Origin of the sequence: Streptomyces sp. NPDC127097 (assembly GCF_042724075.1) — a bacterium.
In the GTDB taxonomy this organism is placed as follows: domain Bacteria; phylum Actinomycetota; class Actinomycetes; order Streptomycetales; family Streptomycetaceae; genus Streptomyces.
The window spans coordinates 18,849-33,073 of sequence record NZ_JBHXFI010000010.1 but is presented as its reverse complement, the minus strand read 5'-3'; the positions used below and the strand labels follow the sequence as shown (position 1 = coordinate 33,073).

Genomic DNA, 14,225 nt, shown 5'->3' with positions numbered 1-14,225 from the left:
GGCCGGCGACCGGCCGAGGTGGCCGGTCACCGGCCCGCTGCGGCGCGAGCGTCCCTCGCGTCTGCCGGCCTACGAGACGGGCTGGTACTTGTATCCGATCCCGAAGACCGTACTGATGGAGTCGCGCAGGCCGGGGCCCAGGCGCCGGCGCAGCCGGGCGATGTGGACGTCGACGGTGCGGTTGCTGGACTGGCAGCTGGGCCAGACGGCGGCCATCAGCTGCTCCCGGGTGAAGGCGCGCCGGGGATGCAGCACGAGATGGGCCAGCAGGTCGAATTCCAGGCGTGGCAGGTCGAGTTGGCGGCCCCGGACGAAGACGGTCCGGGCCGCGGTGTCGATCCGGATCGGCTCCGGACGCGGCCGGCCAACCGGTGGTTCCTCGGCCGGTTCCGCGCGCGGGGGCGCCAGGATGATGTGGACCTCGTCCGACGGCAGCCGCTGCACCGATACGGGTTCCAGGTCGTGCAGGGTCAATTGCCACTTGCCGTCAGGGAGCCGGTCGACCGCCAGGGGTGGCCCTTCGCCGGGCCCGGCTGTGGGCGGCCGGCCGAAGTCGGCGTCCGGTCGCAGCGCAAGCGGGGTCGTCGAGGAGTTCATTAACATGATCTGGGCCCATTCCTCTTGCAAAGCAGGCGTGTACGGACAGACATGGCGGTGCTCGACGTGCAGGGGCGCTGAGGTACTGCCGCAGTGCTCGCGGCGCGGTCCGGTGCGTGGCGGGTGGCGACCCAGGCACTTGTGGTGCAGGTCCGCCCAGCGGGGTCGATCGCTCCGTTCGCGCCGCAAGAACGCTCGCGCCCATGCCCGTACCCAGCCATGACGTGGTGTGAAGTCACGGCCTCCGGTCCAGACGAACGCTACATGTGATCGCGCGCTTCCGGAAAGTAGCATCCGCTAATTCGGTTGCTCTTGAGCCGAATTTGTGATGCGCGATCCCAACGTGGGCGGCGGCCCGATGGGTTGGGGCCGGGGGTGCTGCTCCGTTCAACAAGTGCACGGTCTCCGGGGGCGCGTGGGCGGGTCCGGGTGGAGGCTCGCCCTCCGGGGCTTCGTGGCCGCCGGGCCCCTCTCCGGGCGCGTGAGCGCGCGGCAAGGCGAGCCGGGGATACGGAGGGGTAATGGGCAGTGAGGCGCACTTGTGGAGGACCTGCAAGCCCGTGAATATGCCAAATAAATGGCCTGTGACGAACGGACCGGCAAAGTGGAGGGCTTCTGAAGGCCGGACGAGAAGTTGTTTCTGTTTCAATCTCATCGAGACTAAAAGGTGCGGAACCAGATATTCCAGGCGGCTTGTTTTCGCAATGAGTTGAGGGTGAGTAGGGTGTGGCCGCTGTCACTTGACCGGTGGCAGGGGTCCAGCTGAATTCGGCGCAGCTGGAATGCCGTGCGGGGGAAGACGCCTTCGTGACCGGGAGGGGACCATGGCGGCCGGCTCTTTCGAGGGGCAGTACGTGTGGAGTCCAGCGGCCGATGACCGGGCCCTGGCGCGCGCGTGTATGGACGTTCGGGCCGGGCGGTACTTGAGCGCACACGAGGTTCTCCGGGAAGCCCGGGAGGATTTCGAGGTGCGGGCCCACCGGTCGCTGGTACTGGCGTCCGTGGCCGCCGATTCGGACCTGGCCGAGCGCTGGCTGGCCGAAGAACCGGGACCGGATGCGGCGCTGCTCTGGGCCCGGGTGGCGATGCTCCGGGCGCTGCGCATGGCCGACGCCGGTGACCGGCGCCAGGGCGCCCTGGCGCGGATAGCGCAGTCGGCGTGCGAGCGGGCCGCCAAGCTGCTCCCCGACGACCCCACCCCGTGGGTGGCCCAGCTGGCGCTGACGCGGCTGGACCGTCCCCAGGACCCGGCCCCGCAGGGGCTGCTGACCGCGCCGGCCGGCCCGTGGTACCTCCTCGCGCACATCCTCCGGCTCGACCCCTGGCACCGCGAGGCGCACCACCGCTTTCTGTCGTTCTTCTTCACCCGCTACGGCGGTTCGTCCAGCGCGAGCTGGGACGTGGCCGCGTTCCTGAGCCAACGGGCCCCGGCCACCTCACCGCTGCGGCTGCTGCCGCTGGTGGCGCTGGTCGAGGACTACGACCCGTCCGCGCTGCTCGCGGACCACGCATGGGAGCAACCCCAGTGGATCAGCGCCGCGTTGAGCATCTACCACCACTGGTTCCCGCGGGTGGCCGGTTACCGCTTCACCCCGGTGCTGGATCTGGCGTATCTGGCACATGCCCTGTTCATGGCGAAACATGAATTCGAGGCGCGGGAAGTCTTCACCGCCATGGGGCCCTATGCCTCGCGTATGCCCTGGAGTGCATTCGGCGATCCCGAGGAGCAACTGACAAAGGCCAGGCGTTCGTGCGGACTCCCCGTTCCGCACGGCGGCTGATTCACCGGTGCGCATGAGGCGGCGTGAATTCTTGCCGCCAAAGGCGCCCCGTTCCGCACCACCCGTTCGAACAACTCAGCCCGATCCGTTCACCTCCCTGCTTCCCCCCAGAAAGGTTTCGGTTGTGTCCGAGCGTATGTCTCCAGCTCGCTCGCAAAACCCCCACACGGCAGATCCCGCCACCCTTGACGACGATGCCACGCTGCATGCCATGGGCTATCCGCGGAAACTCACCCGCAGATTCCGCGCGTTCGACAACTTCGCCATTTCCTTCACCATCATCAACATCATTTCCGGCATCTTCTCCTCCTTCGGATTCGGGATGAACGCCGGCGGCCCGAGGATCCTGATCTTCGGCTGGATCGGCGTATCGATCATGGTGCTGTTCGTCGGCGCCGCGATGGGCGAGATCGCCTCCGCCTACCCGACCAGCGGCGCGCTCTACTTCTCGGCCGGCAAGCTGGCCAAGCGTCACCAGGGCGCCTGGTCCTGGTACACGGGCTGGCTGAACTTCGTCGGCCAGGTAGGCGGCACCGCCGCCACCAACTTCGCCGCCGCCACCTTCATCCAGGCGTTCCTCACCATGCAGTGGCCGTCCTACGAGGCGACACCGCAGCAGACGGTCGGCATCACCGCGGCCATCCTTCTCCTCCAGGCGCTGGCCAACACGTATACGGTGCGGCTGGTCGCGGTGGTGAACCGGATTTCCGTGTGGTGGCTGCTGATCGGCATGGTGGTGATCGTCGGCGCGCTGACCCTGATCCCCGACCACCACCAGTCGCCCTCGTTCGCGCTGCACTTCGTCAACAACACCGGCTTCACCCAAGCGATTTACGGCGGAATGCTGGGTCTGCTCGTCACCAGCTGGACCTTCACCGGTTTCGACGGCAGTTTCCACATGTCCGAAGAAACGGTGAAGGCGACGGTCAACGCGCCCAAGGGCATCATGCGCGCGATCAGTTACTCCGCGATCACCGGACTGATCCTCATGCTCGCGCTGGTGTATGCGATCCGTGACTACGGGCATGCGGCGAGTGCCGATGCGCCGCCGGTGCAGATTCTCATCGACGCGCTCGGCCAAAGCACCGCGCAGTTCCTGCTGTTGATCGTTATCGGCGCCATGCTGTTCTGCGGCCTGGCCAACATGACCAGCAATACCCGGCAGATCTTCGCCTTCTCCCGGGACGGTGCGATGCCCGGCTCCCGTTGGTGGCATTCGGTCTCCGCGCGCACCCGGACGCCCGTCAAGGCCGTCTGGCTCGCCGCGGCCTGCCCCCTCGTGCTGGTGCTGCCCGGCTGGTGGTCGCACACCGCCTTCACCGCGGTGGTGAGCGTCAACGTCGTCGGGCTGTTCCTCGCCTACGCCGTGCCCATCTTCCTGCGGCTGCGGCTCGACGACTTCCAGGCCGGCCCGTGGAACCTCGGGCGCTACGGCAAGCCCGTCGCGGCGATCGCGGTGACCTGGATCCTGATCAGCAATGTGCTGTTCATGCTGCCGCAGGCGTACCCCATCACCCCCGCCTCGTTCAACTATGCGCCGATCGCGCTGGCAGTGGTGCTGATCATCGCCACCGTGTGGTGGTTCGCCACCGCCCGGCAGCGCTTCCAGGGGCCGGTCAGCTACGGCCGCCCCGACGAGGTCGCCGCCATGGACCTGATCTGACGCCGGCCGCGAAGGCAGGCGGGTCCGGGCCCGCCGGAGGAGTTGCTCCGGCGGGCCCGCCCCGCCACCACCCGGTACCGGCCCCGCACGGTTCCCGTTCACCCGCCCCCTGACCCCACCAGAAGGGACGAACACCCCGCATGCCCACTCTCGGCAACGCTCCGGATCCACAGCCCGTCACCGGCGAACTCACCGTCAGCACCGCCTCGTTGGACGACTGGCACGAGGTGGCCCAATGGGCCGCCGACGAAGAGTGGAACCCCGGACGCGGCGACACCGCCTGCTTCCACCCCACCGACCCCGCCGGCTTCTTCGTCGGACGCCGCGCCGGACGGACCGTCTCCGCGGTCTCCGTCGTCAACTACTCGGACGCCTATGCGTTCCTGGGCTACTACCTCGTCCACCCCGACCACCGCGGACAGGGCCTGGGCCTCGCCACCTGGCGGGCCGCCCTCCCGCACGCCGGTGCCCGGACCGTGGGTCTCGACGGGGTCCCGGCCCAGCAGGACACGTACCGGCGCGCCGGGTTCGTTCCCGCCCACGAGACCGTTCGCTACGCCGGACCCGCCCTCGGCCCCGGCGCTCCCACGCCGGACGTCGTCCCCGTCACCCGGGCGCATCTCGACGCGGTCGCCGACTACGACCGGCGCTGCTTCCCCGCCGACCGCCGTGCCTTCGTCACCCGCTGGCTGACGGCCCCCGGCCACACCGCCCGCGCCTGTCTGCGCGACGGCGCGATCGCGGGCTACGGCGTGCTCCGGCCGTCCCGTAGCGGGCACCGCATCGGCCCGCTCTTCGCCGACACCACTGAGGCCGCCGAAGCGCTCTTCGACGCCCTCGCGGCGTCGGTCGACCCGGCCGATGAGCTGTGCGTCGACGTCCCCGGCCCCCGGCACGCCGCGCACACCCTGGTCACCTCCCGCGGTCTGACCCCGCGGTCGCACACCGTGCGGATGTACAACGGCCCGGTGCCCCCGGCGGACCAGGAGCGCACCTTCGGCGTCACCAGTCTCGAACTCGGCTGAGGGACGGCCTCCGGCGTACGCGGCGGCGGGCCGCACCGGTTCCCGTCCGGCCCATGCCGGGGTGGGAGCCGGTGCGCTCGGCTCAGGCGCCGACCGTGCCGTCGATGGCCTCGCGGAGGAAGTCCGCATGGCCGTTGTGGCGGGCGTACTCATGGATCAGGTGCAGCATCACCAGACGCAGCGAGACATGCTCGCCCCAGCGGGGCTGGTAGCCGGTGACGTCGAGCGAGGCGGCCGCCTGCTCGATGCGGCGGGCGTGCGCCACCTCCGTCTGCCAGGCGTCGAACGCCTCCGCGCCGTCGGCCTTGCTCGCGTCGTACGCCACCTGGAAGTCGCCCTCGGCCGACCAGACGAGCGGGATGTCCTCGCCGTTGATCACCCGGCGGAACCAGGTGCGTTCCACCTCGGCCATGTGCCGCACCAGCCCGAGCAAGGAGAGCGTGGAGGGCGGACTCGACTGACGTCTGAGGTCCTCGTCGGACAGGCCCTCGGTCTTCATGGCGAGCGTGGCCCGGTGGAAGTCGAGACACGAGCGCAGGGTCTCCCGCTCGCCGCCGCGCATGGGTGGGGTGATGCGTTCAGTGGTCACGGAGGGTGATCTTCCCGGGCGCCGCGGGGCGCCGCAAGGGGTTTTGCGGACGCGCGCCGGCACACCACGCGCGGAACGGGCCGTCCTCCGTGCGCCCCGCCCGCCGCTCGGCCGGCGGTGCTCAGGGCAGATACCGCTCGATCGCGCCGGGTCCCTCCTCAGCGATCAGACGCCTGGCCCATTCCAGGCTCTCGGGGGTGGGTTCGCGCCCGGACGCCTTTACCAGGTCCTCCGGGTCATAGGGCCGCTCGCTACCGGTGTACAGCTGAGTCGGCCGCCGCTCGGCCGCCTGCTCCCTGCCATTGGTCGTCACAGGGTCCTCCTCTGTCCGCGCCCGCCGAGTCGCCGGGACCTCGCTTGGTTCCATCATGGGACCCGCTCCGAACACCCGCACGATGTGCGCCGGGCCGGCCCGCGCCCCCGCGTCCGTCGGCCGGTCACCGGGCCGGCCGCGGAGCCCCGGAATAGTGCGGCGGAAACGCCTGCTCCGTCCAGATCGTCTTGCCGTACGGCGTGTAGCGGGTACCCCAGCGCTGCACCAGTTGCGCGACGATGAAGAGCCCCCGCCCGCCCTCGTCGTCGCTGGCGCTGTGCCGTAGGTGGGGCGAGGTATGGGCGGTGTCGGACACCTCGGTCAGCAGGGTCCGGTCACGCAGCAGCCGCAGATGGAGCGGCCCCGCGGCATGCCGTACGGCATTGGTGACCAGCTCACTGACCACGAGTTCGGTCGCGTAGGACAGCTCCGTCAGGCCCCACTCCCGCAGCTGCTCGGTGGCCAGCTCACGGGCCTTGGCCACCGCGGCCGGCTCCGCGGGCAGCTCCCAGGCCGCCACCTGCCGGGCATCCAGCTCGCGGGTGCGCACCAGCAGCAGCGCCGAGTCATCGGTGGCCGGACCGGCCGGCAGCAGCTCGGTCAGTGCGTGGTCACACAGCTCGTCCAGGGGACGGCGGTGCTCGCCCAGCACCCCGCCGAGGATCCGCAGCCCCTCGTCCACATCCCGGTTACGGGCCTCGACCAGCCCGTTCGTGAACAGGGCCAGCAGACTGCCGACCGGCAATTCGAGCTCCAGGGACTCGAACGGCAGGCCCCCCAGGCCCAGCGGCGGGCCGGCCGGCAGATCCGGGAAGGAGACCCCGCCCCCGGGCTCGACGACGGCCGGCGGCAGATGCCCGGCCCGCGCCATGGTGCAGTGCCGCGACACCGGGTCGTAGACCGCGTAGAGGCAGGTCACACCGGTGGCCACATCGTCCGTGCCGCGATCCGTGCCGACCGTGGCCGCCTGCTCCTCGGCGGTCTGTTCCACCAGGTCGTCCAGCCGGCCCAGCAGCTCGTCGGGAGCCAGGTCCAGCCGGGCCAGGGCGCGTACGGTCGTCCGCAGCCGCCCCATGGTCGCCGCCGCCTGGAGGCCGTGGCCCACCACGTCCCCGACGACCAGGCCGACCCGGGTACCCGAGAGGCCGATGACGTCGAACCAGTCGCCGCCGACCCCGGCCCGGTCATCGCTGGGCAGATAGCGGTAGGCCAGATCGACCGCGGACGGGGACGGCAGATGCTGGGGCAGCAGATCGCGCTGGAGCGTCAGCGCGGCGGTGTGTTCCCGGGCGAAGCGGCGGGCGTTGTCCAGGCACACCGCCGTCCGGGTGACCAGCTCGTCGGCGAGTTCGATCTCCCCCTTGTCGAAGGGCGTCATCGGGGCGCCGCGCCGGAAGGTGACCAGTCCCATCGGGGTGCCGCCGGCCCGCAACGGCACGACGATGGTGTTCTCCTCGCGCACCATCCCGCCCGAGGAGAGGCTGCGGTACTGGAGCGAGCCGGGCGGGTACTCGACGCGGTGCGGGCTGTACGGGGCGCTGTCCGGCCCCTCATGGACGGAGCGGGTGGCGACCCGCACCAGCGTGGGCAGCACACCGCCGGCCGGCTCCGGCTCGTCGCCATCGAGGGCGGACTGCATCAGATCGACGGTGACCGTGCTCGCGAACTCCGGCACCGCCACCTCGCTGACCTCCCGGGCGGTGACGGTCATATCGAGGGTGGTGCCGATCCGGGCGCCGGCCTCCACCAGCAGGTTCAGCCGGCGCTGCGCCTGATAGCGGCCGGTGATGTCGAAGGCGTCCTCGCACACCCCGAGCACCTGCCCGTGGGTGTCCTGGAGCCGGTAATAGGAGCAGGACCAGACGTGATCGGGTCCCGGGTCGGAGGGCTGCTGGCCGACGAAGTGCAGATCGAGGATCGGTTCGCCGGTGTCGATGACGTGGTGCATCACCGCGTCGAGCGTGCGCGGATACCCCTCGGTGACGAACTTGCCGTCCGGATACAGCTCATCGGCGCGGGCACCGAGGAACTCCCGCAACGGCAGCCCGACCTCCCGGATATAGGCACTGTTCGCCCAGGTCAGCCGGAGATCGGTGTCATAGATGCCCAGGCCCACCGGGGACTGGGTGGCCAGCCCGTGCAGCATCGCCTGGCGGGACTCCCACATCCGGTGGGCCTCCAGTCCGGCCGCCACCAGGACCCGGGCCGGCTGGGGACCGGGCCCTTCGGCCACCTTGGCGAGCGGGCAGAACGCGGCCGCCATCCGCACCAGCCGGCCGTTCCGGTGCCGCACCGTGAGCTCCCGGCCGCCGCTCAGCTGGTCGTCCGCGGTCCTGACAGCGGGCGGAATCAGCCGCTCCAGGGGCTGCCCGACGATCTCCTCCGGCAGATAGCCGAGGAGCCGCTGGGCAGCCGGGCTCCAGCCGATGATCAGGTCCTGGGCGTCCAGCACCGCGGTGGCCGCCCTGGTGACGTCGAGGGGACCACGGAAGTCGGCGCTCTCCGCCGCGTTCCATGCGTTCATGGCATCAACCCAGACCGGTTCGGTATCTACAGCATCGAGCCTGATCAAGACCGGCACAACCGCGCTGCCGCAGGGGGACGCGCCCTTGGTGCGGCCCCGCTCCGTCGCTGGCAGAGTGGGAAGGGGCGCTGAGCAACAGGAGGCAGATGTCATGTCGGCCCATGGCCCCGTCCCCGCGGTACGCGGCGCTCCGTGCTGGGTCAGCCTGATGGCCCGCGATCTGGAGGCCGCGCAGCGCTTCTACTCCGCGGTCCTCGGATGGCGGTTCCGCCCGGCCAGCCTCGGTGAGGAGTTCTGCATCGCGCTGGCCGGCGGCCAGCCGGTCGCCAGCATCGGGGCCCTTGCCCAGAGTTTCCAGGTCGCGGTGGCCTGGACCTCGTATTTCGCGGTGGAGAACGCCGACGAGACCGCCGACAGGATCCGTGAGCGCGGGGCGACCGTCGCCGTCGGGCCGCTCAAGCTCGGCCCCGGACGCGCCGCCCTCGCCGCCGACCCCGACGGCGCCACCTTCGGCTTCTGGGAGGGCCAGACCCTGGCCTGGTCGGTCGGCCAGGGCAACGCCCCCGCCTCGCTCGAACTGCGCACCCGTGACGCCTTCGCCGCCGCCATCTTCTACGCCGAGGTCCTCGGCTGGGCCTCCGGGGAGCCGGGCGGCTGCGATGTGACCTACGAACACGACCAGGTGATCGTCAGCGACGGGACGCACGCCGTCGCCAGCCTGCGCGGCGGTGGCGTCGAGTCCGCCCCGGACCCGCGGGTGCGCCCCCGCTGGCACGTCCACTTCCCGGTCCGCGAGATCGAGAAGGTGACGGCCGCCGCGGTGGCCGCCGGCGGAACCGTCACCCCCGTCACGCCGACCGCGGACGGCGAGGGCTGCCAGGCCGTCATCCGCGACCCCGACGGCGGGCTGTTCACGGTCACCTCCTCGGCCTGACACCGACGGCCGGGCTCCGACCCGCCACCGGCCCTGACCTTCGCCGCGTCGCCCCGGTCAGCGGTCCTTCTCCGCCTCCAGCGGCGGACACCACGACGACTGCTTCCGCCCGCCGACCCGGCCGCAGAAGCCCGCCTGGGCGGCCCGGCCCGCACCGTCGATGTGCTGCACGGACAGCAGTTTGTCCAACGGGACCTGACGGTCCACATCACCGCCGAAGCTGATGATCCCGCTCTCCCCGTCGAGCGCCTCGTCCCCGTGGACACCGCTGATCGCATGCCAGACGGCGGGCGGGGTCAACGGCATCCGCGCGGCGTCCTCACGCAGTTGCTTGACCGCGTTGACGTACAGCTTGACGGCGTCGAAACCGAGCGCCGCATGCCCGTCCAGCGAGGAGCTCGCGACCTGGGCGCACTCCTCGGGGAACAGCCTGCTCAGCTCCGTGTACAGCTCGCTGGTGTCATCGCAGCGGGCCGAACCCAGCGTGAAGTCCAGGAAGTCGTACGGGATCCCGGGGTAGTGCTGCCGGCGTTCCGCGTCGGCCGCCAGCCGGGCCACATCGTCGCCGCCGAGGAGTGCGGGCGGATCCGAGTGGCAGGACTCGTTGATGCCGCCGAGCAGCGACTCGAAGTCCTCCGAGCGCCCCGCGAAGAACACCACGCCCGGGTAGGAACAGCTCCGCCGGCCGACCGCCCCGGGGCCGGGGGCGTCCGACGAGGGGTCCGCGCCGGGCGGCGGGGGCGGCGTGAAGGAGGTCTTCTCGACCGTGAACCCGCGGGCCCGGAAGCGCTGGGCGACATCGTCGCTGAGGGTCCTGCTGTAGGTGTCGCTGGGATCGGCGGAGCTGATGATCCGGACCTGCCGGGCCGGCTTCTTCCCGCCGTGGCCCACGACATGACCGGCGTAGGCCGCGGCGACCTCCGCCTCCCGGGTGTTCTGCGGCGACACCTGGAAATACATGGGCGACTGCCGCACGAGCGAGTCCGCGGACAGCGTGGTGGCCACCATGGGCAGCCCCACCGCGGTCAGCTTCCGGATCGTCCGGTTGGTGGCCTCCCGGCTCTGGTCGAGTCCGGTGACCCCGACGAGCGACGGATCCTGCCGCTGGAGCCCCTCCAGGATCTCCACCACCCGTGTGCCGAAGCGCATCCCCGACCCGGCGTTGGCCGGGAAGATCCGCAGAATCGGCTCCGCCGCGCCGGTGCTGCGCAGCTGCCGGGACTGGGCGCTCGCCGCGCCCTGGAGCGCCTCGCGCCCGTAGGCGAGCTGCCCGGTGGACTTCCCCGAGACGCTGAGCAGCGCCGACAGATGGACGAGGGTGACGAACGGGCGTTCCGGCGCCGCGCGATGGGCCTCCTCCGCGCGGGCGTTCTGGGCGTGGATGGTGCGGAGGGTCTTGTTGAGCAGCGGGTCGGGGGAGTGGAAGGTGAAGCCGTTCCGTGCCACTCCTATGCACTCGCCGGTCTCCACGGTACGCAGGGTCTCCGCGTCGCCCTCGAAACGGTGCAGACCGCAGTGCGCCTGCCGGTAGTCGCGCTCCCGGCTCAGCACCAGCCCGCCCGCTCCCAGCAGTGCGACGAGTACCCCGCACGCCGCCACCACCGACACCGCCCGGCGGGCCCACAGCGGCGGTTCGGGTATCCGCAGCCGGGCGTCCTGGGCGACCTCCAGCCGCCGCGTCAGCTCATAGCTCTCGTCGGACGGCGGCAGCAGCCGCGGAACGGTGACCGGCAGATACCAGGGCGCGCGGTTCCGGGCCCGGCCCTGGTGCAGAAAGGTGTCCCGCCAGCCGCCGTAGAGCCGGTCGGCGAGCTCCCACAGCGAGCTGTGGCCCCAGTCCGCGCGGATCCCGGTGCCTTCGGCGGGCGGCTCGGCGCCGCAGCTGATGACCAGCAGCGGATCGAAGGCGCCCGTCTCGTTGCGTACGTCGATGATGGTCTGCAACAGCGGATAGCCGCAGTTGTGGGCGTTCGCCCCGTCGAGCAGCGCCACACAGTACGCGGTGCGCCGGGCCGTACGGGGCCGCCAGATGCGGCGGCGGAACGCGACCCGCAGATCCTCCAGAAAGGCGTTGACCATCAACTTGCGTAATTGTTCCGGGTCTTCGGCCTGGTGGTGCGGTGCGGTCAGCCGCTCGGCGAACCCGATGAAGGTGCCCGGGTCGCGCGGCGCCAGATAGGGCTGGTTGAGCAGCCAGCGGTACTCGCGGCCCAGCCCGCGGCGGACCCGGAACCACGCGAGCGGAAAGACATGGACGGCGAACAGCCAGACCCACCACGGCACGGAACCGTCCACCGCGAGCTCCGTCTCCGGGGAGCGCAGCAGTCCGAACATCCGCCGGCGCCGGAACTCCCGCTCGCGCAGCCCCTGAAGCAGTGTGTGGTCGTTGCCCTCCATACCGCCCGCGTACGGCGCGGCGCCGGTTGCCCCGGCCTGCGTCAGCCAGTTGACCAGGCCGAACCTGCGGAAGCGGACCCGTCCGTCGCTGCCGTGGACGCTGCGGGCGAAGCCCTGCGCCAGCCGCTCCAGCGTGCGGCGCACCGCCTCGACGGATTCCGGGGGCGGGGGAGCCGAGCCGTCCTGGAGGTCGTGCAGACAGTGCGGGACCCGCCGGGGATCGGCGTGGCTGAGGAAGTAGCTGATGCCCTTGGCGAGTTGGGTGTGGTCCTCCCCGCTGACCAGACAGAGCACCGGCAGACCTTCACGTCCCTGAGCCACTCCGCGGTGCCGCACCGGCTCCGGACACTCCCGGCGCCGTGGCCTGCGCACCAAATCGGCTATCAGACGCAGGAGATGCCCGGCTCCGCGGAAGACGGGGATAGTGGAATCGAGTGCGTTCGACGCCATGACGCCCCTGAGGAAGGGTCGGAGTAGGGCCGGTATTCTGACACCGCTCCGCAGGCGGTCGCTATGGTTCCGCCGCACTCAGGGTCCGTAACGCTCACCGGCCCCGCTCTCCTTCGTCGTGGAAGGGGCGGGGCCGGCCGCGCAGCTGGTTCCTGGTGCGTCAGTTCAGGGCGTCACCGCCGCCCGCGCCGGGGTCCTGGGCACCCGCTCCCGCGTCCTGCGCGCCGGTACCGGGGTCCTCGGCGCCCGCACCCGGGTCGCCCGCTCCCGCACCCGCGTTGCCGGCCCCCGCGTTGCCGGCACCGGCGTTTCCCGCGCCGCCGCTCGCGGCGTTGCCGCCACCCGCGGCATTGCCACCGCCATTGCCGCCGGCCGCACCATTGCCGCCGGCCGCGCCGTTGTCGCCGCCGCCCGCACTGGCGTCGCCGCCCCCGGCGCCGATCTCCGCACCCGTGGCCTTGAGGGCGTCGGTGACCGGCTGGAAGAAGGTCTCACCGCCCGCGGTGCAGTCGCCGCTGCCGCCGGAGGTCAGCCCGACCGCCGAGTCGTCGGAGAACATCGCGCCGCCGCTGTCGCCGGGCTCGGCGCAGACGTCGGTCTGTATGAGGCCGTTGACGATGTCGCCGTTGCCGTAGTTCACCGTCGCGTCCAGGCCGGTGACCGTGCCGTCGTGCAGACCGGTGGTGCTGCCGGAGCGCTGCACCTTCATGCCGACGGCGGCCTCCGCGGCCTTGGTGATCTCCTGGGTGCTGCCGTTGCCCAGGTCGACCGCGCTCTGCGGCTTCGCGGCGGTGTCGTCGTAGGTGACCAGCGCGAAGTCGGTCTTCGGGAACTTGGAGTCGGCGACCGTGCCCAGCGGCTGGCTGCCGCCCTGGTCCGCGGTCCAGGTCTTGGAGTCGTTGCCGCAGTGACCGGCCGTCAGGAAGGCCGGGGCGCCCTTGACCGTGACGTTGAAGCCCAGCGAGCAGCGTGCGTTGCCGCCGAAGATGGCGCTGCCGCCGATCGGCCCGGCGGCCTGCCCACCGTCTCCGGCACCACCACCGCCGTCTCCCGCGCCACCGGCCGCGTCTCCCGCGCCGCCTGCGGCGTCTCCGGCACCACCTGCGGCGTCTCCCGCGCCGCCCGCGGCGTCTCCGGCACCCCCCGCGGCGTCTCCGGCGCCACCCGCGCCGCCCGCCGCACTTCCCGCGTCCCCGCCGTCGTACCGCTTGAACTCACCCTGCGACCGCTTGACGGTCACCATGCCCTCGCCCATGCCGTTCGTGGCCTTGCTGAGGGTGGCCATCTTTGCGCCGGTGACGGTTCTGTCGGCGGTCACCACGATCTTGTTGGTCTTCGGGTCGATCGCCCAGGCGGTGCCGGGCACCGCCGCGGTCTCGCGCAGCGTCTTCGCTCCGGACTTCAGCGCGGTCATGCTGTTGTGCACGACCTTGGCGACGGCACCCTTGGCCGTGACGCTCGCGGCGTCGTCCTCCGACAGGACGTTCATGACCAGGTGGCCGTTGGAGCTGTCCAGGTACCAGCCCGCGCTCTGGTCTCCGAGGTCCGCCTTCAGGGACGTCGCCAGCTGCGTGGCCGAGTGGGCGCTGAGTGTCTTGGGGGCCGCCGGCTGGTCCGTGCTCGCGTTGGCGTTGGGCAGCAGGATCGCTGCGGCCGCGACGGCGGCCACACCGGCGGTGGCGATGGCGCCGGTCCGCAGGCGCTTGTTCACATGTCGGTGGCTCAATTCACTGACCTCCAGGGACGCACAGGAACGGGGCACACGGGAGACCGCGGTGCGTCGCGTCAGCACCCGTGTGTGGTGCTCACCCAGTCCTACGTAGCCCCGTGCACCCCGGTCTCACGGCCACTCAAGCTGTGATGAATTCCGCCGCTTGCGGTGGCGAACGTTTACACTCCCGGGCTCCGCCGGAGCATGAGCAGCCTCACGCCCCGGCGGGAGCGGGGGGCCC

General features: G+C 71.3%; 10 protein-coding genes. 4 read left to right on the top strand and 6 right to left on the bottom strand.

Going from position 1 to position 14,225, the window contains the following annotated elements; all coding sequences use genetic code 11:
• Positions 1-69: 69 nt before the first annotated feature.
• Positions 70-603 carry a winged helix-turn-helix domain-containing protein gene (locus tag ACFWJW_RS10990; RefSeq protein WP_387237904.1) on the bottom strand — a complete coding sequence of 178 codons (534 nt, stop codon included), beginning with the start codon at positions 601-603 and terminating at the stop codon, positions 70-72.
• A gap of 818 nt (positions 604-1,421) precedes the next feature.
• On the opposite strand from ACFWJW_RS10990, the gene ACFWJW_RS10985 reads away from it, so the two are divergent.
• The 3 genes from ACFWJW_RS10985 to ACFWJW_RS10975 all read left to right on the top strand — a co-directional run bounded on the left by ACFWJW_RS10985 (position 1,422) and on the right by ACFWJW_RS10975 (position 5,066).
• Positions 1,422-2,378, top strand: a complete 957-nt coding sequence (locus ACFWJW_RS10985; RefSeq protein WP_387237901.1) for a hypothetical protein — start codon at positions 1,422-1,424, stop codon at positions 2,376-2,378.
• A 211-nt stretch (positions 2,379-2,589) separates the two neighbouring features.
• On the top strand, positions 2,590-4,041 hold the full coding sequence (locus ACFWJW_RS10980) for an amino acid permease (RefSeq protein ID WP_387237898.1): 1,452 nt from the start codon (positions 2,590-2,592) through the stop codon (positions 4,039-4,041).
• A 140-nt stretch (positions 4,042-4,181) separates the two neighbouring features.
• Positions 4,182-5,066 carry a GNAT family N-acetyltransferase gene (locus ACFWJW_RS10975; protein ID WP_387237895.1) on the top strand — a complete coding sequence of 295 codons (885 nt, stop codon included), beginning with the start codon at positions 4,182-4,184 and terminating at the stop codon, positions 5,064-5,066.
• A gap of 82 nt (positions 5,067-5,148) precedes the next feature.
• Here the strand turns inward: ACFWJW_RS10975 and ACFWJW_RS10970 are convergent, their stop codons facing one another.
• The 3 genes from ACFWJW_RS10970 to ACFWJW_RS10960 all read right to left on the bottom strand — a co-directional run bounded on the left by ACFWJW_RS10970 (position 5,149) and on the right by ACFWJW_RS10960 (position 8,492).
• Positions 5,149-5,655 (bottom strand): DinB family protein, encoded by a 507-nt coding sequence (locus tag ACFWJW_RS10970; protein ID WP_387237893.1) that lies wholly within the window; start codon positions 5,653-5,655, stop codon positions 5,149-5,151.
• Positions 5,656-5,776: 121 nt separating this feature from the next.
• The gene (locus ACFWJW_RS10965; protein WP_387237890.1) at positions 5,777-5,968 is read right to left on the bottom strand and encodes a hypothetical protein; all 192 of its coding nucleotides are present in this window, start codon (positions 5,966-5,968) and stop codon (positions 5,777-5,779) included.
• Positions 5,969-6,092: 124 nt separating this feature from the next.
• Positions 6,093-8,492 carry a SpoIIE family protein phosphatase gene (locus tag ACFWJW_RS10960; protein WP_387237887.1) on the bottom strand — a complete coding sequence of 800 codons (2,400 nt, stop codon included), beginning with the start codon at positions 8,490-8,492 and terminating at the stop codon, positions 6,093-6,095.
• 151 nt (positions 8,493-8,643) lie between these two features.
• On the opposite strand from ACFWJW_RS10960, the gene ACFWJW_RS10955 reads away from it, so the two are divergent.
• Positions 8,644-9,426 (top strand): VOC family protein, encoded by a 783-nt coding sequence (locus tag ACFWJW_RS10955; RefSeq protein WP_387237884.1) that lies wholly within the window; start codon positions 8,644-8,646, stop codon positions 9,424-9,426.
• Positions 9,427-9,483: 57 nt separating this feature from the next.
• Here ACFWJW_RS10955 and ACFWJW_RS10950 read toward each other — a convergent pair whose 3' ends face one another.
• Both ACFWJW_RS10950 and ACFWJW_RS10945 read right to left on the bottom strand, forming a co-directional pair.
• The gene (locus ACFWJW_RS10950; RefSeq protein WP_387237881.1) at positions 9,484-12,117 is read right to left on the bottom strand and encodes an ABC transporter substrate-binding protein; all 2,634 of its coding nucleotides are present in this window, start codon (positions 12,115-12,117) and stop codon (positions 9,484-9,486) included.
• A gap of 316 nt (positions 12,118-12,433) precedes the next feature.
• Positions 12,434-13,984, bottom strand: a complete 1,551-nt coding sequence (locus ACFWJW_RS10945) for a S1 family peptidase (RefSeq protein WP_387237878.1) — start codon at positions 13,982-13,984, stop codon at positions 12,434-12,436.
• Positions 13,985-14,225: the final 241 nt, after the last annotated feature.